Below are 26832 nucleotides of genomic sequence, written 5' to 3'. Positions count from 1 at the left end.
GCCGCGGGGCGAATGCCTGACCCCTGCAGTCTACCGGCCGTGCTCGGGTGAGCAGGCCGGGCGGCCGAGCGGGCGGCCGCCCGGGTGCGGAGGCGAGCTCAGCTCCCCGTCGAGTTCGTCCCGGCCGGCTGCGTTCCGCTCTTCGACGGCGGGGTCGGCAGCGGCTTCTTCGTCTGGCCGCCCGACTGCGCCTTGGTCGGCGGTGTCGGCAGCGGTTTGGCCGCCGCCTTCGCCGTACCGCCGGCGCCGCCGGACGTGGCCGAGGCGTTCGAGGGCTGGCTGCTGTTCACGGACGGGGTGCCGCCCGAGGTCGCGTTGGCGCCGCCGCCCGGCGAGGCGGCCGTCGTCGCGGCCTTGTCGCCGCCGAACTTCGCCCGCTTGCCGTACGGGGCGCCGAGCTTCACGGTGCCCTCCGCCGGGTCGATGTCGATGAGCGGGTTCGGCTCGCCGATCTCGGCCGTGTCCTGCCACTTCTTCGCGGCATCCCGGTCCATGCCGACGCCGAGCCGGACGAACGCCTTCGGGAGGTGGTTCGCCTTGCCGGCATCCATCGCCTGGCCCAGCGGACCGAGCCCTGCGAAGCCCGACATCTGCGCGGCCGCGTCGCTCTTGTCCCACGCCGCCCGCACGACGTCGTTGGCCTTCGCGATCGTGAACAGGGCGCCGCTCGGGTCGTCGTACCTGATCGCGTTCGATCCCGCGTAGGCGTACGAGGCCTGCAGCTCGGGTGAACCGACGAGGCTGAACGGATCGCTGAGGGCCGGATCGACCGTGAGGAACATCTCGCGCCTCGCGTCGTACCAGCGCTCGCCGAAGTCCATGAGGCTGCGCCGCTCGTCGGTGTAGGCGCCCGCGTACTGGTACGGCGTGCGGTACACCGTCGAGTGCTCGTCGATCCACACCTCACCGGTGGGGAAGTACTCCTGGTGCTGGAAGGTCTGCCCCGTCGCGTCCGTGACGACGTTGGTGCTGCCCTGCAGGTCCTTGTGCACGAAGTACCGCTGCCCCTCGGGCGCGTACGGGTCGTCGCCGGGATCGCGCTGCTGGGCGATCAGCTCGTCGTCGACCCAGATCTGCTTCATCAGCTCGTTGCCGTTGCGCACCGTGACCCACGGGTTGATGAACGCCGACTCGCCGTTCGGGCCGCGCTCGATGACCCTGCGGCCCTCGTCGTCGTAGGCGTACTCGGTGGTCTGGCCGTACTCGTCGACGAGCACCATCCGCCCGGCCCAGTCCCAGGTGATCTCGCGGGCGATCTTCGCCTTCTTGCCGGTGCCGCTCACGATCTGGATGAGCTCGCCGTCGGCGTCGTAGTGGAACGTGTCCTGACCCTGCGTGCTCACCTGGTGCGGGCCGCCGGCCGAGTAGGTGCGGTTGAACGAGTACGAGGTGTCGGACTGCACCTTGCTGCCGAGCTTGTCGACCTGCGACTTCGTCACGACGTTGCCGTCGCCGTCGAAGCCGAGGTCGAAGGCGAAGGTGCGGGTGTTCTTCCACACCTTCGCGGTTCCGGCGGCGTGCACGAGCCGGTCGTAGGGGTCGTAGTCGTACGTCATCGACACGGGGCTGCCGAACAGGTTCGACACGGTCGCCGGCACGTTGTTCGTCGCGGTCTTCGGGTTGCCGACCTTGTCGTAGGTGTACGTCTGGTCCTGCACCTCGGTGTACTGCGCAGGGTTGCCCTTGAGCGGCCGGTTCGCCGAGACGGTGCGCACGTTCTCGAGCCAGCGCGTCTCGTCGTCGTAGTTCCACGTCGTCGTCGCCCCGTTGCCGTAGTCGATCGCGGCGGGCACGAGGAACTCGTCGTAGCGGCGGTCGTTCACGTAGTCGTAGTGCCACGTCGTCGGCTCGTCGGTGAACGTCGGGTTCCCGTCGGCGTCGAGCACGGGGTTGCCGTTCGCGTCGAGCACGGGCACCCGCTTGAGGCCCGGCTCGTCGCCCACGACCGACTTCGTCAGCCCGCCCGCGTCGTAGTCGTAGGTCAGCACCTCGCCGTCGGGGTAGGTCATCGTCTTGATCCGGCTGAGGCCGTCGTAGACCCATTCCGTCGTCCACTGGAACCTCGGGTCGCCCGGCTTCCAGTTGTGCAGCTTGATCTCGCTGAGCTGGCTCGTGGTGTTGCCGAGCGCGTCGTACCCCAGCGTGACCACGCGCGCGGCGTCGTCGATCTCCACGATGCGGCCGGCGCCGTTGTCGGGCGCTCCCGCGGTGCCGTACGTGTAGGTCACGTCGGGGGTGTCCTCGGGGTAGACGATCTTCACGAGGTTCTGCAGCTCGTAGTGGTAGGTGGTCTCGACCTCCTCCTCGCGGAGCGTCCCCGAGACCTCCTTGATCACCTTGCCCTCGGCGTCGTACCACGTCTCGACGAGGCCGCCGTCGGGGGTGTCGGTGCTGAGCTTGTTGCCGACCCCGTCGTAGGTGTGGGTGGTCTCGTCTCCGGCGATGTCGACGACCCGCAGCAGCTGGCCGAGCGGGTCGTACGCGTACGTCGCGGTCTTGGGGGCGAGCAGGTCGCTCGGGTTCGGCGTGACCGGGTTGAGCGGCTGGTCGTCCATCCGCACCTCGTTGCCGCGGATGTCGGTGAAGGTCGTCGTCACCCGGCCCCGCGGGTCGGTGCTGACGGCCTTCATCACGGATGCCGCGTGGCCGGCGACCTGGGCCTGGCCGAAGCCGTACGCCGTGGTCGTGGTGCGCGCGCCGGGCTCCGTCTGCTTGGTCTCCTGGTCGAGCAGGTTGAACTCGCGGACCGTCTTCGTCGAGGCGGCCGAGGTGGCCGTCGCGTAGGCGGTCTGGGCGACCGTGTCGAACGTCGGCCGGTAGGTCTCGACCGCATGGCCGAAGACGTCGTAGACGACGGCGCCGCTGACGACGCGGCCGTCGGCAGGCACGCCCTGGGCGTTCACCACCCTCGCGTCGCGCTTCTGCTGCGTGATGCGCCCGATACCGTCGGCGAACTGCACGGTCTCGATGGGATCGTCGTTGAAGGCGTCGGCGTGCCGGGCGATCGCATAGCCGTAGCCCGGCGCGTTCGGGTGGTACTCGAACGTGACGGCGTCGGCCTGCAGCGCGTTGCCGATCGAGGCGAGCCGCGCGAGGTCGTCGTAGGCGTACGAGGTCGTGTTGTCGTTCGCGTCGGTGCGGCTCTCGACCTTGCCCGATCGCCAGTCGAACGTCGCGGTCGAGGTGAGGCCGGTGCGCAGCGGCGCGGGATCGGTGTCGGCCTCGTAGTCGAGGAAGACGTCGACCTCCGACTGGCTGTCGAAGTCGTACTCGCTCACCTCCGCGATGTTCGCGTGCCCGACGTTCGTGTCGTAGACGTACTCCACGGCGTAGCGCACGCCGCCCTCGCCCTCGGGGTAGACGATCCGGTTGTAGCTGCCCCACGAGTCGTACTGCAGTTCGGTGACCGCCTTCTCGCCGTCGCTGATGCGCTCCTCGAGGTGGGTGACCGACTGGTTGTCGCACACCGCGTCGCGACCGTCGCGCTGCCGCAGGACGTCGCCGTTCGCGTCGGTCACGGTGATGACCGCCGGAACGCTCACCCAGGTCGGGCAGACGTCGGGGGAGAAGATCGGCGAGGCCTGCTCGTCGCTCGGCATCGGGTAGTACGGGGTGTCGCCGAAGCAGCCGAGCCCGGCGTCGTAGTCGCCCTGGTCGTCGAGCTCGACCTCGGAGGCCGAGATGCGGCAGTCGGCGTAGTCGATGACGGTGCGCACGTCGTCGGCGTCGGTCTCGAGCTCGCCCTCGTCGAGCTGCTCGAGCACGTTGCCGAGGCCGTCGTAGCTGAAGCTCGTGCTCGTCTCGTTCCCGACGGTCGTGCCGTCGGCGGCGAAGTATCGCTCCTCGCTGTCGACCACGAGCGGCGCGTACGACCAGGTGAGCGACTCGGTGCCGGTCAGTGCGGGGATCGCCGTGTCGACGTCCACGAGCTCGGCCTCGGCGAGCGGGTCGAACCCGGCCCCCACGCCCTGCACGTCGCGGATGCCCCAGTCGAGCGTCGCGGCTCGCAGCTTCTTGCCGCTCACGGCGTCGCTGACGACCATCGAGGTCTGCAGGCCGGCCACGAACACGTCGTCGTTGAGGTACTCGGTCTCGGTGGTGCGCTTCGCGATGCCCTGCTCGTCCTGCTCGTGCTCGGTGACCTTGCCGAAGCCGAGCGACTGGCGGAACAGGCGGTCGAACCGCAGCTCGTCGTACGAGAACGTCGAGGTCGAGACATCCGCGCCGTCGCCCGGCCGCCCGTCGTCGACGGCGACGCGGCTGAGCGCCCAGGCCGAGCCGGGGTGCTCGACGGTGTTGCCGTAGCGCTCGTAGTCGAGGCCGACGGTCCCGCCGAGCGGGTTCGTGAACGACGAGAGCAGGTTGGTGCGGCCCGTCGTGTTGCGCTGCACCCGCACCTCGTGGTCGTCGGTCGAGGCGAGCGAGTCGACGAAGCCGTCGCCGTCGATGTCCTCGAGCGTGACCTCCGAGAAGCTCACCGAGTTCTGGTACGAGGCGCCGGGGTTGATGACGAGGTAGCAGGCGACGAGGCACAGCGGCCCCGCGTAGACGGTGAAGTCGACGCCGCCGCCCATGCCCTGCGAGCGGTCGTACGACACCTGCGGTGCGGCGCCGAGGTCGGCGACGCCGACGCCCGCGGCCCGGGCGAAGTCGCCGAAGTCGACGGCGGGGGCGAGGCCCGAACCGGTGCCGAACTCGACGGTGGGCTGCTCGCCGGCCGACGGCTTGTGCAGGCGATCGGGGATGCCGTCGCCGTTCACGTCGACCCAGGCGAACCGCGCCATGTCGTAGTTCCAGTTGAACGAGAGGCCGCCCGAGAACTCGCCCCAGGGAGTGGCGAAGCCCGCCGAGGCGTGGCCGCCGATCGACTCCTGGGTGTTGAACCCGCCCGTGGCGAGCGGCAGCTCCGCCTCGGCGAACGAGTAACCCAGGTTGTAGCGCACGAAGACGCCGCTCGGGTTCGTGTACACGACATCGGGCAGGCCGTCGCCGTTGACGTCGGCGAGCTCCTGCGACATCTGCGCCCCGTCGCCGCCGCTCGTCGGGATGTCGGACATCGCGTCGGGCGGACCGTAGTCGGCCGAGAGCGGTCCGCCGGAGGGGCCGGACTCGTTCGGGTTCGTGAACGAGGTGTCGAACCCGCCCCCGATGCTGATGCCGAAGCCGGCGCCGAGGCCCGGATCGCTGTCGGCGGCCTTGCCGCCCTTGGATGCCGCGTTGCCCTGCGTGGTGTTCGTCTTGCCCTTGTTGTTCGCCGCGATGTCGACGAGGCCGGCGTCGAGGCCGCCGGACGCGTTCACCGTGAAGTCCTGGTTGACCAGTCCCTTCCGCGGCCCCGGGTCGTCGATGGTCTTGTGGAAGATGCCGCGCTGGCTCGTGTACTGCACGTTGCCGGGGGTGATGACGTCGGGGTAGCCGTCGCCGTTGAGGTCCTCGTAGTCGACAAGGCTCCAGCTCGGGCCGACGCCGACCGATCCGCCGAACGGGCCGAAGCCGAAGGCGAGCGAGAGGCTCGGGCCGGTGACGGAGATGCGGGTCACGCCGCTGCTCGACCCGCCTTCGTCGATCCCGAGCGAGACCGTGTCGCTCGACAGGCGCGACGAGCGCATCCGCTCGGCCGAGGCCGCGAGGTTGTCGCGCGTGCCCCGCCACTGCGGCGCGTCGAGCGCCTTGGACTCGGCGCCGAGCGAGTCGGGGTTCAGGAGCGGCAGGAACGCGTAGGACGGGTCGATGTCGGGCTCGGCCTCGCACTCGGTCACGGGGCCGGTGCAGAGGTCCTCGAATCCGTCGGCGGGCTCTGCCGACTGGGCGGCGGACTCGTCGATCACGAACGCGTCCTCGTCGATGGGGGTGGTCGCCGTCTCGCCGCTCGCCGTGTAGCCGGCGACGCCCCAGCCGCGGTATGCGAGCGGGAAGATGCCCTGCCGGCCGGTCCAGGTGCGGACGACCGGCGGAGTCACCTCCTCGGGGACGACCTCGTCGGTGCGCAGTGTCACCGAGAACTCGTCGGCCGAGAGCGCGTCGGCGAGCGCCGGCTCGCGCACGCTGAGCTCGAACCAGTACTCCTCGCCGTCGACGAGTTCGAACGTCTGGTCGGGCGGTGTCGCGGTCGGGTCGGACAGGTCGACCGTGGTCTGGTCGACCGAGGCGCCGAGCGTCACCTGCTTCTTCCAGACGAGGCCGTTCCGGCTCTTGATGCTCAGCACGACGTCGCGGTTCGGCAGCTCGTCGGCGATCGGCGACAGCGTGGCGTGCTCGATCCGGACCTCGCCGTAGTCCTCGGTGTCGTCGGCCGTCCACGGCACGAGCGCCTCGGCGGTCGAACGGTTCGGGTACTGCTCGATCTCGGGCGCGAGCTCGACGCGCTTCGTGTCGGTGAGCACGCCGTCGATCACCTGCTGCACCTCGATCGGGTCGCCGTTCTCGTCGGTCGCCGCGGTGTAGTGGATCGCGGGGTTCCACGAGATCGCGGTGAGGTCGATCGACGAGTCGACGCCGAGGTGCGCGTGCACGGTGTCGGTCTCGGGCTGGTCGGCTGCGTCGTCGGGATCGGCCGCGACCGGACCCGACACCGCGACCTCCGCGGCGAATGCGATGGTGCCGACGAAGTCGGCCGGGATCACGCCGTCGGTGATCGTGACGTCGGCACCGCCGCCGTCGGGTGTGCCGACCGCGTCGGGGATCGCGACGGGGAGGATCGTCTCCGGGTCGGCGTCGGTGCGGTCGACGACGAGCGTCAGCTCGTCGCTCGTCGCCCTCGACTTCACGACCGTCGCGGTGAAGCGCACGGTCCCGTCGTAGGGCATCACGACCCGGGTGTTCGGGCGGCCGGCGAGCGTGAAGTCGTCGGCGATCGAGTAGATCGTCTGCGAGAGGCCGTTGACGTCGAGCGGCACCTCGGTCGTGCCGTCGGGCACGGGATCGACCGAGCCCTCGTCGACGACCGCGTCGCCGCCGATCTCGGTGTAGGTGACGGTCGGCGCCCACGCCACCTCGTCGTGCGCGCCGTCGTCGATCGAGCCGACCCGGAAGTAGACGCGGTCGCCCGCCTGCACCACGAGCTCGGTCGGCGCATCGAACGCGACCGACTCGTCGTCGGGGGTGGCCGGGTCGTCCGCGACGAGGGTCTCCGGGATCTCGCTCGCCTCGTTCAGCTGGATCGCCACGCGAACGCCGTCGTCGCTGGTCGCGGCCTCGGGGGAGTCGAGCACCGCGGAGCCCTCGATCGAGACGGTGCCGTCGAACGGGGCGATCCAGCGCCGGACCGTGTCGACCGGCGGCGAGGCCGCCTGCAGCCGCTGCTGCAGGGCGTCGAGTTCGGCGCTGTCGACCTGGGGCGGCGGCCCGCCCGTCGCCAGCGGCACCGGCGTGCCCGTGCTGCCGGCCTCGAAGGTCGGCACCCCGTTCGTCAGGCGATTGAAGTAGACCGATCCCTCGTGCACGAGGTCGGGCAGGCCGTCGGCGTTGACGTCGGTGAAGTAGACGTCGCCCCACGCGACCGCACCGCCGACGCCGAACGAGGCGGTGACGACGATGTGCGATTCGACGGCGACCTGCAGCTGGAACTCGTGGTCGCGCGAGAGCCCTTTGCCGGAGAGCGTCGTGAGCGCCACCGGATCGCTGAACTTCTGCTGGCCGCGGGGCCCGCCGAGGTTGAGCCGGTACGACACGGTCGACGAGGTCGCCTGCCCGTCCTCCTTGAAGACCTTGTCGGGCAGGCCGTCGCCGTTGAGGTCGATGAACTCCTCGATGCCGTCGGTCTGGCCGCCGCCGATCTGGATCGATGCGCCGAACGAGCCGACCTTCTGCGGAATGGCGGGGTTGAAGCCGATGTACGCGTGGCCCTCGGCCGAGTTCGACTCGGCGCCGCCGAGGGCACCGGCCGTCACGTTCTCGTCGAGGAACGCGCGGTCGCCCATGTCGTCGCCCTCGCCGGTCTCGCCCGTGCTCCAGGTCGGGTCGGTCGCGAACCCGGTGTATCCGGCGGTCGAGTACTGCACGTCGTTGAAGTACTCGAAGGTGTGGCTGACCGCGTCCGCCGTGCCGGCGCCCTGCGTCACCGTCGACAGCAGGGTCTTGCCGAACGGCCCGGTCTCGTAGCCGAGGTCGTAGCGCGTCGCGAGCTGGTCGTAGACCCGCCCGCCGTCGACCTCGAGCTCGCCGTACCAGACCTCGACGCTCGCCAGCCGCTCGGCGAGCAGGTCGAGGTACCGGCCCGTGCCGTCGAGTGTCGAATCGGCGCGCAGACCGTAGTGGGCGCCCGTCTCCGACTCGGGGTCGACGTGCTCGGTCTGCCGGACGAAGCGGATCTCGTAGGGCGGCTGCTCGTGGTAGCCCTCGACGGGGTGGTTCTCGTCGGAGGCCTCGGCGGCCTCGGTGTAGAAGATGCTCCGCAGGTAGGTGTGGCGGGCGCACAGGGTGTCGCCGTCGTCGTCGCACGAGGCATCCGCGACCCAACCGCCGTCGACCGCGGCGTCGTACCGGTACCGCAGCGTGTCGTAGTCGTAGCGGAACATGTTGACGCCGACGTCGCGCTGCGCCGAGAGCAGCCACTTGACGATGTTGCCGTCGTCGTCCTTCACGATCGACTCGGCGTCGAGCGCGCCGACGTTCGGCCCCGGCTCGACGAAGCCGCGGGTGACCCCGAGCGGGCCGCCCATCGGGCCGCCGGCATCGGGCTTCGCGCCGTACCAGCGGATGCCGCCCATCTTGTCGCGGACCTCCCACCAGTAGTTCTTCGGGCTGTCGCCGTGGCGGATGATCTGCTCGTACTCGGTCTCGACCTGCCGGGTGAAGTCCTGCCGGTCGGCGATGCGGTCCTGCCAGGCGTCGCCGAGCGCGTTCGGCACGAGCATCGCCCCGTCGAGCGAGTACGACTCCGACTCCTTCGCCGGGTCGAAGTACGGCACGCCGTAGCTCGTGTCGACCTCGACGGTGCCGACGCCGAGGTCCCAGCCGAGGCCGGCCCAGCTCGACTCGGTCGCCGAGGTGTAGTCGAGCGAGAGCTCCGGCGTCATCCCGCGTCCCTGCGGCACGATCAGCGGGTACGACAGCTGCACGCTGCCGTCGTTGGAGGCCGCGGGCGCGTCGATGAGCGAGAGCCCCTCGGCGGGGTCGGCGTACTGCAGCCCGTCGAACGAGCCGTCGCCGAGGTCGTCGGGCGTGAGCATCGGTTCCCGGGCGAGCGGTTCGCCGGGCTGGGCACCGCCGCCGAACCCTCCGGTGGCGGCGAACGCCCCGGTCGCCAGGAGGCCCAGGACGGCGATCGCCGCCGCCGTCTTCACCGTTGCACGCTTCGCAGACATCGTCGTCCTCCGTCGTCAACCGCCGTCGGCCCTGCGCGGGTGACGCGACGGGCCAATGACTACTCGACCCCACAACTGGAGGCGTGTCCTGAAGGAATCCTTCAACTACCCTTCAAGCAGCGTCGTCGACGCGCGGCGTAGCGGGGTTCGGTCGGAAGAACGGATGACGCATGGCTGCACGACCGGGTGGTTCGATCTCGTTCGCCGCGCCGACGAGCTACTACTTCGGCGGACACCGGTTCGAACCGTCGACGGGGCTCCTGGTGAGCGGCGGCGTCGAGCAGCGGCTCAGGCCGAAGACGGCCGCGGTGCTCGCGATGCTGCTCGCGCGCGACGGGGAGCTCGTGACGAAGGCCGACCTCGTCGACGGGGTCTGGGACGGTTCGACCGGCGATGAGTCCCTCGCGGTGTGCGTGGCCGAGCTGCGCCGCGCGCTCGGCGAGCACCCGCAGGATGCGAGGTGCATCGCGACGCTGCACCGACGCGGCTACCGCATCATCACGCCGGTCGCGACCGCGCCGCTTCACCTCGACGATCCGTCGATGCAGCCCGTCGGGCGCGAGCGCGAACTCGCCGAGCTCGCGGAGTGGTGGGCGCGTGCGTGCGCCGGAACCCGCGTGTTCGGATTCGTGGCGGGGGAGGCCGGATCCGGCAAGTCCGCGCTCGTCCACGGCTTCCTCGGCCGGCTCCGCGCGGGCGCGCACTTCGCCCTCGGCGAGGGGCGCTGCGTCGACGGCGTCGGCGGTGCGCCGTACCTGCCCTTCCTCGACGCGTTCGCCGCCGTCTGCCACGGGCCGAACGGAGCGCGGTTCCGCGAGATCCTCTGGGAGACCGCCCCGAACTGGCTGCTGCTGCTGCCGGGGCTCGTCGGTTCCGACGCGGTCGCGGAGCTCCGCCTCCGCGCGGCCGAACCGTCGCCGGCGCGCATGCTGCGCGAGGCCGCCGACGCGCTCGATGCGATGTCGGCCGTCGCGCCGGTGCTCCTCGTCGTCGAGGACGTCCACGCGGGCGACCCTGCGAGCCTCGAACTCCTCGCGCACCTGGCGCAGCGACCGACGAGTGCCAGGCTCCTGGTACTGGCGAGCTACCGCCCCGATGGCGAGCAGGGTCGAGGCCACCGGCTCGGCGAGGTGATCGGGGCCCTGAGCGCTCTCCGGCGTTGCGAGCTCCTCGAGCTCCCGCCGCTCGACGGGGCGGCGGTCGCGCTGCTCCTCGCGGCCCGGGCCCCCGCCGGGGTGCCGTCGACCGGACTGGTCGACGAGGTGCTCGCACGGACCGAGGGCAACGCGCTCTTCGTCACCGCGCTCATCGACCGCCTGATCGCCGACGGCCTGCGGCCCGACGACGCCGGGGTGCTGCACACCGCGGTGCCCGTCGACCGGGTCGAGATCCCCGTCGAGGCGCGCCGGCTCATCGCCGGGACGGTCGCCCGCCTCGACTCGGCCGACCGGGAGCTGCTCACGATCGCCGCGGCCGCCGGCATCGAGTTCGGCGTCGACGAGGTGGTCGCCGGCCTCGCGGCGTTCGCGAACGGGTCGCGGGTCGAGGTCGTGCCCGACCCCGATGCGGTCGCTCGTGAGCTCATGCGCCTCGCCGAGCAGACCGGCATGCTGGCGGAGGTCGAGCCGACGGCTCGGCGCGACGGGGGCCTCGGCATGCGATTCCGCTTCGCCCACGGCCTCGAGCGGGACGCCCTGCACGAGGGCCTCCGCGGCGCCCGTCGCGTCGCCGTTCATCGCGCGATCGGCGAACTGCTCGAGGAGGCGGCCGTGTGACGGCTCCGGGTTCCTTCGCGATCCTCGTGGTCGACGCCGCGGGCACCTCGCGTCGCGAGTAGAGTCCGATCCGAGCACCGACCCCGTTCGTCTGGCCGAGGGGAGCCGCGATGAACACCATCCGCACGCCGGTTCAGCGAGTCCTGTCGACCTTCCGCACCGAGCACGCGATCCACGGCACGGTGCTCGTGAGCGCCGTCATCGCCGTCGGCTGGAACGACGACACCGACCTCGAGGTGCTGCTCTTCGTGCTCGGCTCGGTCGGCGTCTTCTGGCTCGCGCACGTGTACTCGGGCATCCTCGCACGCGAGGGCGACCGTGAGCCGCGACTCCGCGCAGTCGTCGTCGCGGCCCGCCGGTCGATGAGCCACACGACCGGGCTCATCGCCTCGATGGTGCTGCCGCTGGCCTTCCTCCTGCTCGCCGTCGTCGGGGTGCTCGACGAGTACGTGGCCTACTACGCGGCACTCTGGGTCGGCGTCGCCGTGCTCGCGGTGCTCGGCTACGCGGCCTCGGCCCGCCGAGGCAGCCCGTGGTACCTGCGCCTGCTGAGCGCCGTGATCACGTCGAGCCTCGGGCTGCTCATCATCTGGTTGAGCTCGCTCGTGCGCTGATCTCGTCGGCCGCTCAGGACGATGTCGCGCACCGCATCGTAGAATGGACGGCGGTCGGCGCATTCTCGTCGGCCCTGGGCGCGCACATCAGCGCGCAGTCGACCCGCCGCCGGCACTCGCGAAGCCTCGCACGCCGCCGCTCCGCGGGGTACGCCATCCATTCCCGGATACTTCTATGACCTCGTCGATTCCCACGGTGCATCCTGCGCCGCCGTTCCCGTGGCTCGGGCTCACCGTGCTCGCTTCCGCCGTCTTCCTCTCGGTCACGATCGAGATGCTCCCGACCGGCCTCCTCCCCGACATGAGCCGCGAGCTCGGCGTGGGCGAGCCCCTCATCGGCCTCCTCGTCACCGTGTTCGCGGCGACCGTGGTCGTCCTGACCGTGCCGCTCGCCGCGCTCACCCGCCGGGTCGGCCGCCGTCGGCTCATCGTCATCACCCTCGTGCTGCTGGCCGTGAGCTGCGTGCTCAGCGCGATCGCGCCGAACTACCCGACGGTCGTCGCCACGCGTGTCCTCGGCGGTGCGGCGCACGGGCTCTTCTGGGCGGTCGTCGGCGCCTACGCCGGCCACCTCGTGCCCAAGGAGCAGCTCGCCCGCGCCGTCTCGATCTCGGTCGCGGGCGGTTCTGCGGCGTTCGTGCTGGGCGTGCCGCTCAGCACGGCCCTCGGGCAGGCGCTCGGCTGGCGGTTCGCGTTCGCCGCCATGGGCGGCCTCACGCTGCTCGGCGCCGTGCTGGTCTGGCGGTTCCTGCCGCCGGTGCGTCACCACGCCGGCGAGGCGGATGCCGCGCCGGTGCGTGTGCGCAAGGACCCGACCTTCGTGCCGGTGATCGTCGTGTGCCTCATCACGGCCGTGACCATGATCGGCATGTACACCTTCTACACGTACATCGCGCCCTACATGACCGACGTCATGGGCCTGCCGTCGAGTGCGATCAGCCCCATGCTGCTCGCCTACGGCATCGCCGGCGCGGTGGGGCTCGTGCTCGCCGGCGCCGTGCTCGGACGACGGCCGACGGTCGGGCTCGTCGTCGCGATGGTCGCCACCGGACTCGGCGCGGCCGGGCTCGCGGCGTTCCCCGAGGTGCCGGTGGCGTCGATCGCGAGCTTCCTGCTGTTCGGCACGGCGTTCGGCGCACTGCCGACGATGCTCAACACCCGCCTGCTGCACTCGGCGTCCGCGAAGATCCGCGACGCCGCCGCGTCGTTCTACACGACGGCGTTCAACACGGGCATCGGCGGCGGTGCGCTGCTCGGCGCGGCGCTCTACGGCGTGATCGGGCTGGCGGCGCTGCCGTGGGTGTTCGTGGGCCTGCTCGCGTGCGCGACCGCGGCCCTCGTGTGGACCGCGCTCGTCAACCGCGTTCGCCGCTGACGCGGGAGCGGGTCTATTCGGCCCGCGAGAACGCGGCCGCCCTGGCGATCTGCTCGGGCGTGATCGACACCCCGGTGTAGCGCTCGAACTGCCGGGCCGCCTGCAGGGCGTGCACCTCGGCGCCGGTGATGACGGTTTTGCCCGCGGCGCGGGCGGCGAGGATGAGCGGCGTCTCCGCGGGGAACGCGACCACGTCGAAGACCACGGATGCCGCCGCGATGTGCTCGTCCGAGAAGGACAGCGCCGAGGCATCCGCCCCCTGCATGCCGAGGGGGGTCACGTTGACGATCAGGTCCGCCGAACCCGGGGCGGGGTCGTCGGCGATCCAGGCGTAGCCGTACTGCTCGGCGAGCGCCGAGCCGAGCGCCGCGTTGCGGGCGAGCACGGTGAGGTGCGCGAAGCCCGCGTCGCGGAAGGCAGCGACGACGGCCTTCGCCATGCCGCCCGATCCGCGCACGAGCACGCGCAGCTCGGGGTCGAGCTCGTTGTCGGCGATGAGCTGGGCGATCGCCTCGAAGTCGGTGTTCGACCCGGTGAGCACGCCGCCGTCGTTGACGATCGTGTTGACCGACTCGATCGCCGCGGCCGAGGGCTCGACGACGTCGATGAGCGGGATGACCGCCTCCTTGAACGGCATCGACACGGAGCATCCGCGCAGCCCGAGCGCCCGGATGCCGCGCACGGCGCCCTCGATGTCGTCGGTCGTGAACGCCTTGTAGACGAAGTTCAGGCCGAGCTCGTCGTAGAGGAAGTTGTGGAACCTCGTGCCGAGGTTCGACGGGCGTCCGGCGAGCGAGATGCAGAGCTGCATGTCCTTGTTGAGGATGGGCATGCGTCCATCATGCTCCGCCGGGGAGCGGTCTCGGTACGCGGGGCTCCTCGACCGACCGGGCCCACCGGGCGGATCAGCCGATCTTGGGCGGCCCGATCATGAGGAGCGCCGCGAAGAGCGCCGCGATCCCGACGACGGCGAGCACGGTCAGCAGCAGGGGCCGGGCGAGGAACCAGCGCAGCAGCCGGTTGACCCAGTTGCCGTCGGCGGGGTGGTCGGTGGCCTCGAACCGCCAGTCGCCCTCGAGGTGGCCCTTGCGGACGAGCCAGAGGTCGAACGGCACGGTGGCGTAGGGCACGATCGCGGTCAGCACGGCGAAGGCGATGCGGCCGACGTTCCAGCGCTGGTTGACGCCGACGAGCACTGACTGGAAGGCGTAGGCGAGGAACACGAATCCGTGGATCGATCCGCCGACGAGCACCGCCCACTCGATGCCGGCCGCGTACTTGAGGATCATCGCGACGATCAGGATCGTCCAGGTGACGGCCTCGGCGAAGGCGAGCGCGCGGTACAGGCCCTTCGGGGTGAGCCGGCTCGCGGGGGCGGTGCCGGCGTCGGTCGCGGTCGTGGTGGGGGAGGTGGTCATCTCGGTCGTGGCTCCAGTGGTCGGGATGCTTCCATCGTGTCAAACGGAGATGTGCGCGGCATCCGTCGAAGGTTTGAACTCAGGCCGGGCGGGCAGTGCCAGGCGGAGTAGGCTGCCACGGTGAACGCGCAAGACACCCGTGCCCTCGTCGAGTCCCAGCTCGCCGTCATCCCCGACTTCCCCGAGCCCGGGGTGCTCTTCCGCGACCTCACGCCCGTCTTCGCCGACGGCGAGGCGTTCCATGCCCTCGCCGAGTCGCTGACGGCGCCGTTCGTCGGCCGGTTCGACGTGCTCGCCGGGGTCGAGGCCCGGGGCTTCCTGCTCGCGGCGGCCGCCTCGGTCGCGGCCGGGGTCGGCGTGCTGCCCATCCGCAAGGCGGGCAAGCTGCCGCGCGCCGTGCTCACTGAGGAGTATGCGCTCGAGTACGGCACCGCGGCGCTCGAGGTGCACGAGGGCGAACTGCCGCCCGGCACCCGCGTGCTCATCGTCGACGACGTGCTCGCCACGGGCGGCACGGTCGGCGCAGCCGCCCGACTCGTCGAGCGGGCCGGGTGGCAGGTGGCCGGCGTCTCGGTCGCGATCGAGCTCGACGGGCTCGGCGGCCGCGCCGCGCTGCCCGACTCGTTCGAGACGTACAGCCTGCTGCAGTACTGAGCCGATCGCCCCCGGGGGCTCCGGTCGCCTCGTGCGGTCCGCCGGCGCGGTCGGTACCGTGGCCACATCGGAACGAGGAGGTCCTGATGGATGCGACGCCGAAGCGAACGCTGTGGTGGGGGATCGGCCTGGCGGGCGGGGGCGCCCTCCTGCTCGTGCTCATCCCGAGCGTGATCTCCGCCGTGTTCCCGACCCTCGACGGAGTGGGCCAGACCTTCTTCGATGCGCTCAACGTCGTGGTGAACCTCGTGCAGCAGCTCGCGATCCCGCTCGGCAGCGCGCTCATCGCGGCGGCGATCGTCATGCACCACCTCGGGGGTCGTCGAGTCGGCACCGCGCTCGGCGAGGTGCCGCACGCCGGGGCCGACCGGGCAGGCTGAATCGGCGGTCGCGGCGGTCGCGGCGTCGCGGTGTCGCGGCGGCCCGGGCGGTGAGGCTCAGGCGCGCGCCGACTCCCGCGCCCGCAGGTCCTTCCGCAGGATCTTGCCCGACGCCGACTTGGGCACCTGCTCGATGAACTCGACGACGCGCACCTTCTCGTGCGGAGCGACGTGCTCGGCCACGTGTGCCATCACGGCGCCGCCGTCGAGCTCGGCGCCCGGTTGCAGCACCACGAAGGCCTTCGGCACCTCCTGACCGTCGGCGTCGTTCACGCCGATGACGGCGGCGTCGGCGATCGACGGGTGCTCGAGCAGTACCGCCTCGAGCACGGCCGGCGCGACCTGGTAGCCCTTGTACTTGATGAGCTCCTTGAGGCGGTCGACGATGCGGAACACCCCGTCGGCCGTCACCGTCGCGACGTCGCCCGTGTGCAGCCAGCCGTCGGCGTCGAGCATCTCGGCCGTCGCGTCGGGCCGGTTGAGGTAGCCCGCCATGACCTGCGGCCCGCGGATGAGCAGCTCGCCCGGCGCGCTCGCCTCGTCGCCCGCCGGCACCGCGACGTCCTGCCCCGACTCGTCGAGGAGGCGCGCCTCCGTGTTCGCGAGCAGCAGGCCGATCGTCGACCGGTCGAGATCGTCTCGGTCGATCGGGATGACATGCGTGACGGGGCTCGTCTCGGTCATGCCGTAGCCCTGGCACACGATGCAGCCGAGCCGCTTCGCGACGAGTTCGGCGAGCGCCCCGTCGAGCGGGGCGGCCCCCGAGAACACGACCTTCACGCTCGACAGGTCGTACTGGTCGACGAGGGGATGCTTCGCGAGCGCCACCGCGATCGGCGGCGCGATGAACACCCAGCTCGCCCGGTGCTCGCTCACCACCCGGAGGAACTCGGTGAGGTCGAACCTCGGCATCGTGACGAGCGCGGCGCGCTGGCGCAGCGCGAAGTTGAGCAGCACCGTCATGCCGTAGATGTGGAAGAACGGCAGCACGGCGAGCACGCGGTCGCCGTCGGTGAGTGAGATCGTGTCACGGCACTGCGCGACGTTCGCGACGAGGTTGCGGTGGGTGAGCATGACGCCCTTCGGCCGCCCCGTCGTGCCGGAGGAGTACGGCAGCACGGCGAGGTGCGTCGCCGGGTCGAAGCTCACCTCGGGCGCGAGGCGCCCCTCGCCGAGCAGTTCGGCGAGCGAGGGATGCCCCGGCGCGCCGTCGAGCACGATGATCTGCTCGCTCGGGATGCCGAGCCCCGTCGCCGCGGCGGCCGCACCCGGCAGCAGCGGGCTCACCGTCACGATCCACCGCGCGCCTGCATCGGCGAGCTGGTTCGAGATCTCGTCGGGGGTGTAGAGCGAGTTGATCGTGGTCGCCGTCGCGCCCGCCTTGAGGATGCCGTGGAACACCGTCGCGAAGGCCGGCACGTTCGGGCAGAGCACGCCGACGACGTCGCCGACGCCGATGCCGCGTGCCGCCAGCGCGCCCGCGAAGAGGCCGATGTGGGCGACGAGCTGCCGGTAGGTCGTCGTCTGCCCGTTCGATCCGTCGATGATCGCGATCTCGTCGAGCCGCGATTCGTCGAGCGCTCCGAAGAGGTAGTCGTACACGGGGACATCCGGAATGACGACGTCGGGCCGGGCGCTCGAAACCATGCGATCTCCTTCGATCAACGGGTGGCACCCATCATGCCCCGCCGGGGGCCGCAGCGACAGTGGCGGGCGAGGCGGATCAGTCGATCAGCGCAGGGTCGACCTGGATGCCGGTGATGGTGTTGATCGCGAGCACGATGATGAGCGCGTTGAAGAAGAAGCTGAGGGTGGTGTGCCAGACGACGCTCCACCGCATCCGGGTGGTCGTGACGACGACGTCGGAGACCGAGAAGTTCGTGGCGTTGGTGAAGGCGAAGTACACGAAGTCGATCAGCGTGGGCTCGGGCGTGCGCGGGAACTCGAGCGGCGCCCGGCCCTCCGCGGTGTGCTGGCGGGAGTAGTAGATGCGCGCCCAGCCCCAGTGGAACAGGCACCAGGCCACCAGCATGGCCCACACCGCGAACAGCTCGACGAACGGACCCCACTCGGGGTCGTTGCGCAGCACGATGAGCTCGATCGCGGCGAACACGCCGACGGTGCTCGACGAGAACATGAGCACGCTCGCGACCGTGCGCATCACGGGGTGGGCGAGGAACCGCCGGGTGCGCCGGCGACCGGCGAGCCGTGGACGGCGCACCGCGAGATTGAGGGCGAGCATCGTGGCGCCGAGGTAGGTGGTGCCGATGAGGCACCAGGCGACGAGCGCATCGACGTTCTCGTCGTCGACGATGAACCAGATGCCGAGCGTCACGAGCCCCAGCTGGACGGCGAGCCCGATCGACTCGGCGACGATCGCGACGACGTCGTGCGCGCGCTCGTCGGTGGATGCCTTCGTCACGGTCCCTCCCGTCCGCGCGACCTGCGATGCCCTCAGCATGCCAGAGCGCTCGGCGGGAACGTCGGCACGAGCCGCCCGACTCGCCGCAGTTGATTTGAATCATTCAAAACAACTCGCTACGGTCGAAGCATGGACACCGCGACCGAGCACGACGCCGCTGCGCGCATCCGCGCCGCCGGGCTCAAGGTGACCGCACCGCGGCTCGCCGTGCTCGAGGCGCTCTCGGGCCACGGCCACCTCGACGCCGAGACCGTCTTCGAGCGGGTGCGCGGCGACCTGCCGACGACCTCGCTGCAGGCCGTCTACGGGGTGCTCGCGGCGCTCTCGGGTGCGGGTCTGCTGCGCCGCATCGAGCCCGCCGGGTCGCCCGCGCTCTACGAGGGCCGCACGGGCGACAACCACCACCACCTCGTGTGCACGAGGTGCCACACCGTCGCCGACGTCGACTGCGTCGTCGGGCAGCCGCCCTGCCTCGAGCCGGGCGACGCCGGCGGCTTCGCGATCCACACCGCCGAGGTCACGTTCTGGGGCCTCTGCGCCGACTGCCGATCATCGGAGCCGGCGGCCTAGCCGCGGCATCCCACCACCGCTTCCGCCGGCCCTACCCGGCGGAAGGCGAACGCGCACCCTCGGGGCGCGCTCGTCGCCGCGCCCTGCCGCGGCATCGTCACCCGCCCGCCACCGAAACAGAAGGACGAACGAATGACGAACACCACCACCACCCAGACCGGAACCCCGGTCGCGAGCGACGCCCACTCGCTCACCGTCGGCGCCGACGGTGCGACGGTGCTGCACGACCGCTACCTCGTCGAGAAGCTCGCGCAGTTCAACCGCGAGCGCATCCCCGAGCGCATCGTGCACGCGAAGGGCGGCGGCGCGTTCGGTCGCTTCGAGGTCACGGCGGATGTCTCTCGCTATACCCGCGCCGCGCTCTTCCAGCCCGGAGCGAGCGTCGAGACGCTGCTGCGCTTCTCGTCGGTGGCCGGCGAGCAGGGCTCGCCCGACACCTGGCGCGACGTGCGCGGCTTCTCGCTGAAGTTCTACACGTCCGAGGGCAACTACGACCTCGTCGGCAACAACACCCCGGTGTTCTTCATCCGCGACGGCATCAAGTTCCCCGACTTCATCCACTCGCAGAAGCGCCTGCCGGGCTCGGGCCTCCGCGACGCCGACATGCAGTGGGACTTCTGGACCCTCTCGCCCGAGTCGGCCCACCAGGTGACCTACCTCATGGGCGACCGCGGCCTGCCGACGTCGTGGCGCGAGATGCAGGGCTACGGCTCGCACACCTACCAGTGGATCAACGCCGAGGGCGAGCGGTTCTGGGTCAAGTACCACTTCCGTTCGCGGCAGGGCGACCTGCACCTCGACGCCGCCGAGGCCGAGGCGATCGCCGGGGCCGACGCCGACTACTACCGTCGCGACCTCCACGAGGCGATCGAGCGCGGCGACTTCCCGCAGTGGGACGTGTTCGTGCAGGTCATGCCCTACGAGGAGGCGAAGAGCTACCGCTTCAACCCCTTCGACCTCACGAAGGTGTGGCCGCACGCCGACTACCCGCTCATCGAGGTGGGTGTGCTCACGCTCGACCGCAACCCGCAGAACTTCTTCGCCGAGATCGAGCAGGCGGCGTTCTCGCCGGCGAACACGGTGCCGGGCATCGGCATCAGCCCGGACAAGATGCTGATGGCGCGTGTGTTCAGCTACCCCGACGCGCAGCGCTACCGGGTCGGCACGAACTACAACCAGCTGCCGGTGAACGCCCCGCACGCCGCCCCCGTCGCGAACTACTCGCAGGACGGCGCGCAGCGCCATCACTACAACGCGCCGTCAGTGCCGGTGTACGCGCCGAACTCCTTCGGCGGGCCGACCGCTTCGGCCGACGCCGCAGGCGAGGGCTCGTGGGAGGACGACGGCGAGCTCGTGCGCACGGCGTACACGCTGCGCGCCGACGACAGCGACTTCGGTCAGGCCGGCACCCTCTACCGCGACGTCTACTCGGTCGAGGCGAAGCAGCGCCTGCAGGCGACCCTGCTCGGCCAGGCGCAGGCGATCACGGTCGACGAGATCCGCGAGCGCTTCTTCCAGTACTGGACGAACGTCGACGCCGGGCTCGGCGAGGCGCTCCGCGCGGCGTATGCGACGGTCGCCGCGGACGGCGCGGCCGCCTAACCCGCCTCACCGCGAACACGAAGGCGGATGCCTCGGGGTCGGCCCCGAGGCATCCGCTCGTTCGTGCTGAGGGCCGTCGAACCGTCGCGAATCGCGACGTCGGGGCCGGGAGGTCGACAGTCGCGACGGTTCGACGGCGCCTGGGCGGCGACTGGGCGCGCGGGGATGACGGGAGCTGCGGTCAGGCGAGGCGGGCGAGGCCCTCGTCGACGAGCTCGGCGACCGCGTTCTGCGCGCGCTCGCGGTCGGCGGTCACGAGGCCGATGCGGGTGCGGCGGTCGAGCACGTCGTCGACGTCGAGCGCGCCCTCGGCGCGCACCGCGAACTCGATCTCGGCGCGGGTCACGTCGAGGCCGTCGGCGATCTGCGCGGCCGGGTCGACGCAGCGCGCGAGACCGAGCACGGTGGATGCCTCGGCCCCGAAGCGGGCCGTGAGCGAGGCGGGCGGCTCGTGGTCGCCGGGCCCGGAGCGCGCGCCGTGCGTGCCCGGGGTCGCGAAGGGCGCCGCCGAGCCCGCCGCCCCGACGAGCGCGAGCTCCGCCGTGCGGCAGCCGGGGTCGTCGAGGCCGGCGTGCCGGCACGCGAGGTCGACCGCGTCGCGGGCCATCGCCCGGTAGGTCGTGAGCTTGCCGCCGAGCACGTTGACGACGCCCGAACCTGAGACGGCGACATGGTGCCGGCGGGAGATGTCGGCGGTCGACCCGTCGCCGCCCGTGTCGATGAGGGGTCGGAGCCCCGCGAACGCCCCGAGCACATCGCCCCGGCCGAGGGGTCGCTCGAGCGCCGACGACACCGTGCGCAGCAGGAAGTCGATCTCCTCGTCGTGGGGCTGCGGCACGTCGGGCACGGGGCCCGGGGCATCCTCGTCGGTGAGCCCGACGACGACGCGGCCGAGCTGCTGGGGCAGCGCGAAGACGAAGCGACTGATCGAGTCGGGGTGCGGCACGGTGAGTGCCGCGCTCGGGTGGCCGAGGGCGGCCGCGTCGAGCACGAGGTGGGTGCCGCGGCTCGGGCGCATGCGGATGCCGGGGTCGATCTCGCCCGCCCACACGCCCGCCGCGTTCACCACGGCGCGCGCGTCGACGCGCAGCGAGCCGCCGCCGAGCGCGTCGGTGAGGGTCGCGCCGCCGCCGTAGGCCTCGGACACCCGCACCCGGGTCAGCACCGTGGCGCCGTGCGCGGCCGCGGTGCGCGCCAGGGCGACGACGAGCCGGGCATCGTCGACGAGCTGCCCGTCGTGGGCGAGCACGCCGCCGCGCAGGCCCTCGCGCCGGAGGGCGGGTGCGAGGCGCAGCGCCTCCTCGCGGCCGATGCGCCGGGGGTGCGCGAGCACCGAGGCCGGGGTGCGGGCGAGCATGCGCAGCCCGTCGCCGAGGCCCATGCCGAGCCCGCCGAAGACACGCTGCTTCGTCGACACGGAGGGGACGAAGGGCAGCAGCTGCGGCAGGCTCCGCACGAGGTGCGGGGCGATGCGGGTCATCAGCAGGTGCCGTTCGTCGGCGCTCTCGCGGGCGACCGCGACGTCGCCGGTTGCGAGGTAGCGGAGACCGCCGTGCACGAGCTTCGAGCTCCAGCGGCTCGTGCCGAAGGCGAGGTCGTGGGCTTCGGCGAGCACGACCGAGAGGCCGCGGCTCGCGGCATCCAGCGCGACGCCCGCGCCCGTGACGCCGCCGCCGATGACGAGCAGGTCGACCGGCTCGGTGCGGGCGGCGAGGGCGTCGAGCTCGCGCGTGCGGCGGCTCGCGTTCAGAGCCGAGGAGTGCCCGGCGTGCACCGGGGCCGCCGAGGGGTTCAGGGGCGCAGGTGCCCGTCGAGTGCGTGCCAAAGTTCGCTGCTCCAATGCGGCTCGTCGATGAGGGTGGAGACGGTGTTGTGCGAGAGGATCGCCGACTGCGCGATGAGCAGGAGCATCACCGCGAGATCGTTCGGATTGCCGGCGCGCACCGTGCCGCCGCGCTGGGCGTTCTGGATCGCCGCGGCGATCCACTGCAGGATCACCCGCTGGCTCGAGCCGATGCGCTGCAGGGTGTAGCGGGTGAACACCTCGGGCTCGCGCTCGAGCAGGCGCCCGTAGAGCGGGTCGGTGCGGAACAGTTCGGAGAAGCGCAGCACGTCGCGCACGATCTCGTCGCGCGTTCGCGCGGGCTCGGGGAACTGCGCGATGAGCGAGACGGTCTGGCGGTGCAGCACGGCACGCACGATTTCGTCGGCGCTCGACCAGCGGCGGTACACGGTCGGCCGGCTCACCCCGGCGTCGCGGGCGACCTCGGCGACGGTGACGCCGCCGACCCCGCGTGCGGCGATGAGTGCCGCGGCCGCGTCGAGCATGCGCGTCTCGGCCTCGCTCCACGTGGGGCGGTCGAGCTCGAGTGCTTGACGATCTTCCATGATGTGTCACACTGTAACGCATGGTCGACGAAGACGGCACCGCCCCCTCCGCCACGACGCCGGGCGACGAGACATCCGCCCCGATGCGCTGGAACGGCTGGGGCGACCCAGCGAAGGCGAAGGAGCTGCCGCTCGCGGTGCGCACCCTGCTGCCGATGCTGCTCGGTCGCACGCCGAAGCCGGCTCCGGCCGCCGCCCTCGACGAGGTCGCGCTCGCGCCCTCGCGCCTCGGCGATGACGATCGCGCCGCGCTCGCCGCGATCGTCGGCGACCCGCACCTCACCGTCGACGCCGAGGCCCGCGTGCGCCACGCAGGCGGCAAGTCGACGCCCGACCTCCTGCGTCGGCGCGCGCAGCATCAGGATGCCCCCGACGCCGTCGTCTCGCCCGCCGATCACGCACAGGTGCTCGCGGTGCTGCGGCTCGCGAGCGAACGCGGCATCGCGGTCGTGCCCTTCGGAGGCGGCACGAGCGTCGTCGGCGGACTCGACCCCGAGCGGGGGACGCATGACGAGGTGATCGCGCTCGACCTGCGCCGCCTCACGGGGCTCGTCTCGCTCGACGAGACGAGCGGCGAGGCCGTGCTCGGCGCCGGCACGACCGGCCCCGAGGCCGAACGCCTGCTCGGCGCCCACGGCTTCGAGCTCGGCCACTTCCCGCAGAGCTTCCGCTACGCGACCCTCGGCGGTTTCGCCGCCGCCCGCTCCTCGGGCCAGAACTCAGCCGGCAACGGCCGCTTCGACGCAATGGTCACGGGCCTGCGCGTCGCGACGCCGACCGGTGAGCTCGAACTCGGCCGGGCGCCGGGCTCGGCCGCGGGCCCCGACCTCCTGCGCCTCTTCCTCGGTTCCGAGGGCGCCTTCGGCGTCATCACCGAGGTGCGGCTGCGCGTGCACCCGGTGCCCGCCGTGCGCCTCGCCGAGGCGTGGACCTTCCCCGACTTCGCCACCGGCGCCGCGGCGCTGCGACGCGTCGCCCAGCTCGGCACCGGGCCCACCGTCATCCGCCTCTCCGACGAGGCCGAGACGGGCGTCTCGCTCGCCCAGGTCGGCCGCATCGGCAAGGCGCTCGCGAAGGGCGCGAGCGCGATCACCGTGTTCGAGGGCGACGCCGAGCTCGCCGCCGACCGGCACGCCCGCACCGCGCAGGTGCTGCGCGAGGCCGGCGGCACCTCGGCCGGGCCCGCCGCCGCCGAGGAATGGGTGCACGGCCGCTTCAACGCCCCGTACCTGCGCGACGCGCTGCTCGACCACGGCGTGTTCTGCGAGACCCTCGAGACGGCGACGACCTGGTCGAACCTCGAACGGCTGAAGCGCGAGGTCACCGCCGCCATCTCCGACGGCTTCACCGCGCGGGGCGCGAAGTCGCTCGTGCTGTGCCACGTCTCGCACGTCTACCCGACGGGTGCCGCCCTCTACTTCACGATCCTCGCGGGCGTGAAGGGCGAGCAGCTCACCGAGTGGGAGCCCGTGAAGGCCGCGGTGAACGACGCGATCATCGCGGGCGGCGGCACGATCAGCCACCACCACGGCGTCGGCCGCGACCACGCCCCGTGGCTCGAGCGTGAGATCGGCCCCGTGGGCGTCCGCCTGCTGCGCGCCGTGAAGGCCGAGCTCGACCCGGCCGGCGTCATGAACCCGGGGGCGCTCGTCGCGACGGGCGAACGCTCCGAAGCCGGGAGCCGCTGACATGACCGGGCACATCGTCGTGCTCGTGAACCCGAGCTCGGGCCGCGGCCGCGGCGCCGAGGCCGCGCAGCGCGCCGTCGCCCGGCTCCGCGAACTCGAGGCGCACGGCGCGCACGCCGCCGAGCTCCGCGTGCTCTCGGGCGACTCGGTCGACGACACCCGTCGGCTGGCCGGTGAGGCGGTGGCCTCGAAGCCGCGCGCGCTCGTCATCGTGGGCGGCGACGGCACCCTCTCCTCGGTGCTCGACGCCGTCGTCGGCTCGGGTGTGCCGATCGCCCTCGTCCCCGCGGGCACCGGCAACGACCTCGCCCGCGCGCTCGGCCTGCCCTTCGACGCAGCCGACGCCGCGGCGGAGGCGGCCGAGCTCGCCGTGCACGGCACGCCCCGAGCGATCGACGTCGGCGAGGTCGAGTCGGCGACGGGCACGAGGCGCTTCCTCACCGTCGCGGCACTCGGCTTCGACGCGCACGTCAGCGAGCGCACGAATCGGCTGCGCTGGCCGAGCGGCCGTGCCCGCTACTACCTGGCCCTCGTCATCGAGCTCGCGCGCCTGCGCCCGATGCCCTTCGAGTACGGCCTCGATGGGCAGGCGCTGCGCGCGGCGCCGGGCACCCTGATCGCCGTCGGCAGCACCCGCAGCTACGGCGGCGGCATGCCGGTGTGCCCGGCGGCGGTGCCCGACGACGGGCTGCTCGACGTCACGCACGTCGGCCCGCTCGGGAGAGCGAAGCTCGCCCGGCTCTTCCCGCTGCTGCTGCGCGGCGCCCACGTCGAGCGGCCCGAGGTCGCGACCGCGCAGGCGAAGCTCGTCGAGGTGGATGCCCCGGGGCTCGTCGTCTACGCCGACGGCGAGCGGGTCGGGTCGGGGCGGGCGCGGATCAGGGTCGTGCCGGGCGCGCTCACCGTGCTCGTGCCCGCCGCGAGCGGCGGCGTCGTCACTGCAGAGGCCGGCCGCGAGGCATCCGCATGACCGCCTTCGACCACGACGTCGTCATCGTCGGCTCGGGCTTCGGCGGCTCGGTCGCGGCCCTCCGGCTCGCGTCGAAGGGCTACGGCGTGCACGTGTACGAGGCGGGGCGGCGCTTCGCCGACGAGGACTTCGCGAAGACCTCGTGGAACCTCAGGCGGTACCTCTGGGCGCCCGCGATCGGATGCTACGGCGTGCAGCGCATCCACAAGCTGCCGCACGTCATGATCCTCGCCGGGGCGGGCGTCGGCGGCGGATCGCTGAACTACGCGAACACGCTCTACGAGCCGGGGCCGGCGTTCTTCGCCGACCCGCAGTGGGGCGCGCTCGCCGACTGGCAGCACGAGCTCGCGCCGCACTACGCGACGGCGAAGCGCATGCTCGGCGTCGTGCCGCAGTACCCGCACGACGGGCCGGTCGAGCGCATCATGGCCGATGCCGCGAACGACCTCGGCGTCGGCGACACCTTCCGGAGGGCGCCCGTCGGCGTGTTCTTCGGCAAGCCCGGTGAGACCGTGCCCGACCCGTTCTTCGGCGGCGAGGGCCCCGATCGCACCGGGTGCACGCTCTGCGGCAACTGCATGGTGGGCTGCCGCGTCGGCGCGAAGAACACGCTCGCGAAGAACTACCTCCCGCTCGCCGAACGCCTGGGCGCGACGATCGAGCCGCTGCGCACGGTCACCGAGGTGCGCGCGCTCGACGGCGGCGGGTACGCCGTGACGACCGAGCGCAGCGGGGCGATGCTGCGTCGCGCACGCCGCACCGTCACCGCCGAGCAGGTCGTGTTCGCCGCCGGCACCTGGGGCACCCAGCGGCTGCTGCACCGCATGAAGGACTCGGGCGCGCTGCCCGGCCTCTCCGACGCGCTCGGCCGGCTCACCCGCACGAACTCCGAGGCGCTCGACGGCGCCGTCGCCGTGTCGGTGCCCGAAGAGCTCGGCCTCGCGCGCGGCGTCGCGATCACGACCTCGTTCCACGTCGACGAGCGCACGCACGTCGAGAACGTCCGGTACGGCCCGGGGTCGAACCTCATGGGCGCCCTCGCGACCGGGCTCGTGCCCGGCGGCCGCCCCCTCCACGTGCGGCTCGGCGCCCTCCTCGGCGGTGCGCTGCGGCATCCGGTCACGACCCTGCGACTGAGCTCGCTCCGGCGATGGAGCGAACGCGGCATCATCGCCCTCGTCATGCAGACCGCCGACAACTCGCTCACGCTCTCGCTGAAGCACCGGTTCGGGCGACGGGTGCTCACGAGCGCCCAGGGGGAGGGCGAGCCGAACCCGAGCCACCTGCCCGGCGCGCACCTCGCGGCGCAGGCGATCGCGGCGCGCATGCAGTCGGCCGGCGGAGTGCCCGCCGAGGCGCGCGGTTCGTGGCCCGAGGTGTTCGGCATTCCGCTGACGGCGCACTTCCTCGGCGGCGCGGTCGTCTCGGGCTCGCCCGAGCATGGGGTCGTCGATCCGTACCACCGCGTCTGGGGGCACCCCGGGCTGCACGTCGTCGACGGGGCCGCGATGCCCGCGAACCCCGGCGTCAACCCCTCGCTCACGATCACGGCGATGGCAGAGCGGGCGCTGTCGTACTGGCCGCGGAGCAGCGCGGCCGACGCCCGGCCGGCCCAGGAGGAGCTGCTCGTCTGACGCTGCTTCTGCAGGAGATCTGCGCTCGCACGCCCGG

General features: G+C 72.0%; 17 protein-coding genes. 10 read left to right on the top strand and 7 right to left on the bottom strand.

Features of this window, described 5'->3' with window-relative positions; translation table 11 throughout:
* Nucleotides 1-98: 98 nt before the first annotated feature.
* Nucleotides 99-9305 carry a SpvB/TcaC N-terminal domain-containing protein gene (locus ACFVTR_RS08750; protein ID WP_387036521.1) on the bottom strand — a complete coding sequence of 3069 codons (9207 nt, stop codon included), beginning with the start codon at nucleotides 9303-9305 and terminating at the stop codon, nucleotides 99-101.
* 170 nt (nucleotides 9306-9475) lie between these two features.
* Between ACFVTR_RS08750 and ACFVTR_RS08745 the strand changes: the two genes are divergently transcribed.
* The 3 genes from ACFVTR_RS08745 to ACFVTR_RS08735 all read left to right on the top strand — a co-directional run bounded on the left by ACFVTR_RS08745 (nucleotide 9476) and on the right by ACFVTR_RS08735 (nucleotide 13069).
* On the top strand, nucleotides 9476-11080 hold the full coding sequence (locus ACFVTR_RS08745; protein WP_387036520.1) for an AAA family ATPase: 1605 nt from the start codon (nucleotides 9476-9478) through the stop codon (nucleotides 11078-11080).
* Between the two features lie 110 nt (nucleotides 11081-11190).
* Nucleotides 11191-11694: a hypothetical protein gene (locus tag ACFVTR_RS08740; RefSeq protein ID WP_387036518.1), complete on the top strand. Its 504-nt coding sequence runs from the start codon at nucleotides 11191-11193 to the stop codon at nucleotides 11692-11694.
* A 175-nt stretch (nucleotides 11695-11869) separates the two neighbouring features.
* Nucleotides 11870-13069 (top strand): MFS transporter, encoded by a 1200-nt coding sequence (locus ACFVTR_RS08735; RefSeq protein WP_387036516.1) that lies wholly within the window; start codon nucleotides 11870-11872, stop codon nucleotides 13067-13069.
* A gap of 13 nt (nucleotides 13070-13082) precedes the next feature.
* Here the strand turns inward: ACFVTR_RS08735 and ACFVTR_RS08730 are convergent, their stop codons facing one another.
* Together ACFVTR_RS08730 and ACFVTR_RS08725 are read right to left on the bottom strand one after the other, a co-directional pair.
* Nucleotides 13083-13901, bottom strand: coding sequence for a shikimate 5-dehydrogenase (locus ACFVTR_RS08730; protein WP_387036514.1), 819 nt, complete (start codon nucleotides 13899-13901; stop codon nucleotides 13083-13085).
* Nucleotides 13902-13974: 73 nt separating this feature from the next.
* A complete protein-coding gene (locus tag ACFVTR_RS08725; RefSeq protein WP_387036513.1) occupies nucleotides 13975-14487 on the bottom strand; it encodes a DUF3817 domain-containing protein in 513 nt (170 codons plus the stop codon).
* Between the two features lie 120 nt (nucleotides 14488-14607).
* Between ACFVTR_RS08725 and ACFVTR_RS08720 the strand changes: the two genes are divergently transcribed.
* Both ACFVTR_RS08720 and ACFVTR_RS08715 read left to right on the top strand, forming a co-directional pair.
* Nucleotides 14608-15141, top strand: coding sequence for an adenine phosphoribosyltransferase (locus ACFVTR_RS08720; protein ID WP_387036511.1), 534 nt, complete (start codon nucleotides 14608-14610; stop codon nucleotides 15139-15141).
* Nucleotides 15142-15227: 86 nt separating this feature from the next.
* The gene (locus ACFVTR_RS08715) at nucleotides 15228-15521 is read left to right on the top strand and encodes a hypothetical protein (protein WP_387036509.1); all 294 of its coding nucleotides are present in this window, start codon (nucleotides 15228-15230) and stop codon (nucleotides 15519-15521) included.
* 57 nt (nucleotides 15522-15578) lie between these two features.
* On the opposite strand, the gene ACFVTR_RS08710 is transcribed toward ACFVTR_RS08715, so the two are convergent.
* Together ACFVTR_RS08710 and ACFVTR_RS08705 are read right to left on the bottom strand one after the other, a co-directional pair.
* Nucleotides 15579-17168, bottom strand: a complete 1590-nt coding sequence (locus ACFVTR_RS08710) for an AMP-binding protein (RefSeq protein WP_387036508.1) — start codon at nucleotides 17166-17168, stop codon at nucleotides 15579-15581.
* Between the two features lie 76 nt (nucleotides 17169-17244).
* Nucleotides 17245-17943, bottom strand: coding sequence for a DUF1345 domain-containing protein (locus ACFVTR_RS08705; RefSeq protein WP_387036506.1), 699 nt, complete (start codon nucleotides 17941-17943; stop codon nucleotides 17245-17247).
* 129 nt (nucleotides 17944-18072) lie between these two features.
* On the opposite strand from ACFVTR_RS08705, the gene ACFVTR_RS08700 reads away from it, so the two are divergent.
* Nucleotides 18073-18513 carry a Fur family transcriptional regulator gene (locus ACFVTR_RS08700; RefSeq protein ID WP_387036504.1) on the top strand — a complete coding sequence of 147 codons (441 nt, stop codon included), beginning with the start codon at nucleotides 18073-18075 and terminating at the stop codon, nucleotides 18511-18513.
* A gap of 132 nt (nucleotides 18514-18645) precedes the next feature.
* Nucleotides 18646-20115, top strand: a complete 1470-nt coding sequence (locus ACFVTR_RS08695; RefSeq protein ID WP_387036503.1) for a catalase — start codon at nucleotides 18646-18648, stop codon at nucleotides 20113-20115.
* Nucleotides 20116-20296: 181 nt separating this feature from the next.
* On the opposite strand, the gene ACFVTR_RS08690 is transcribed toward ACFVTR_RS08695, so the two are convergent.
* Both ACFVTR_RS08690 and ACFVTR_RS08685 read right to left on the bottom strand, forming a co-directional pair.
* A complete protein-coding gene (locus ACFVTR_RS08690) occupies nucleotides 20297-21940 on the bottom strand; it encodes a glycerol-3-phosphate dehydrogenase/oxidase (protein ID WP_387036502.1) in 1644 nt (547 codons plus the stop codon).
* Nucleotides 21907-22503, bottom strand: coding sequence for a TetR/AcrR family transcriptional regulator (locus tag ACFVTR_RS08685; protein ID WP_387036500.1), 597 nt, complete (start codon nucleotides 22501-22503; stop codon nucleotides 21907-21909). The genes ACFVTR_RS08690 and ACFVTR_RS08685 overlap by 34 nt, the downstream gene beginning before the upstream one ends.
* Nucleotides 22504-22523: 20 nt before the next feature.
* Between ACFVTR_RS08685 and ACFVTR_RS08680 the strand changes: the two genes are divergently transcribed.
* The 3 genes from ACFVTR_RS08680 to ACFVTR_RS08670 are packed head-to-tail and all read left to right on the top strand — an operon-like array spanning nucleotide 22524 to nucleotide 26795.
* The gene (locus ACFVTR_RS08680) at nucleotides 22524-24191 is read left to right on the top strand and encodes an FAD-binding oxidoreductase (protein ID WP_387036499.1); all 1668 of its coding nucleotides are present in this window, start codon (nucleotides 22524-22526) and stop codon (nucleotides 24189-24191) included.
* A 1-nt stretch (nucleotide 24192) separates the two neighbouring features.
* Nucleotides 24193-25161, top strand: coding sequence for a YegS/Rv2252/BmrU family lipid kinase (locus ACFVTR_RS08675; RefSeq protein ID WP_387036496.1), 969 nt, complete (start codon nucleotides 24193-24195; stop codon nucleotides 25159-25161).
* Nucleotides 25158-26795, top strand: coding sequence for a GMC oxidoreductase (locus tag ACFVTR_RS08670; protein WP_387036494.1), 1638 nt, complete (start codon nucleotides 25158-25160; stop codon nucleotides 26793-26795). Before ACFVTR_RS08675 ends, ACFVTR_RS08670 begins: the two co-directional genes overlap by 4 nt.
* Nucleotides 26796-26832: the final 37 nt, after the last annotated feature.

Source organism: Agromyces sp. NPDC058126, assembly GCF_042884595.1.
Classification (GTDB): Bacteria; Actinomycetota; Actinomycetes; order Actinomycetales; family Microbacteriaceae; genus Agromyces.
This window is presented reverse-complemented; position numbering and strand designations above follow the sequence as displayed.

Bases quoted from the DNA above. Each gene is read 5' to 3' on its own strand.
- ACFVTR_RS08675 (WP_387036496.1), top strand. From the start codon at position 24,193: ATGACCGGGCACATCGTCGTGCTCGTGAACCCGAGCTCGGGCCGCGGC.
- ACFVTR_RS08740 (WP_387036518.1), top strand. From the start codon at position 11,191: ATGAACACCATCCGCACGCCGGTTCAGCGAGTCCTGTCGACCTTCCGC.
- ACFVTR_RS08735 (WP_387036516.1), top strand. From the start codon at position 11,870: ATGACCTCGTCGATTCCCACGGTGCATCCTGCGCCGCCGTTCCCGTGG.
- ACFVTR_RS08695 (WP_387036503.1), top strand. From the start codon at position 18,646: ATGACGAACACCACCACCACCCAGACCGGAACCCCGGTCGCGAGCGAC.
- ACFVTR_RS08685 (WP_387036500.1), bottom strand. From the start codon at position 22,503: ATGGAAGATCGTCAAGCACTCGAGCTCGACCGCCCCACGTGGAGCGAG.
- ACFVTR_RS08680 (WP_387036499.1), top strand. From the start codon at position 22,524: ATGGTCGACGAAGACGGCACCGCCCCCTCCGCCACGACGCCGGGCGAC.
- ACFVTR_RS08670 (WP_387036494.1), top strand. From the start codon at position 25,158: ATGACCGCCTTCGACCACGACGTCGTCATCGTCGGCTCGGGCTTCGGC.
- ACFVTR_RS08745 (WP_387036520.1), top strand. From the start codon at position 9,476: ATGGCTGCACGACCGGGTGGTTCGATCTCGTTCGCCGCGCCGACGAGC.
- ACFVTR_RS08750 (WP_387036521.1), bottom strand. From the start codon at position 9,305: ATGTCTGCGAAGCGTGCAACGGTGAAGACGGCGGCGGCGATCGCCGTC.
- ACFVTR_RS08710 (WP_387036508.1), bottom strand. From the start codon at position 17,168: ATGGTTTCGAGCGCCCGGCCCGACGTCGTCATTCCGGATGTCCCCGTG.
- ACFVTR_RS08730 (WP_387036514.1), bottom strand. From the start codon at position 13,901: ATGCCCATCCTCAACAAGGACATGCAGCTCTGCATCTCGCTCGCCGGA.
- ACFVTR_RS08715 (WP_387036509.1), top strand. From the start codon at position 15,228: ATGGATGCGACGCCGAAGCGAACGCTGTGGTGGGGGATCGGCCTGGCG.
- ACFVTR_RS08725 (WP_387036513.1), bottom strand. From the start codon at position 14,487: ATGACCACCTCCCCCACCACGACCGCGACCGACGCCGGCACCGCCCCC.
- ACFVTR_RS08700 (WP_387036504.1), top strand. From the start codon at position 18,073: ATGGACACCGCGACCGAGCACGACGCCGCTGCGCGCATCCGCGCCGCC.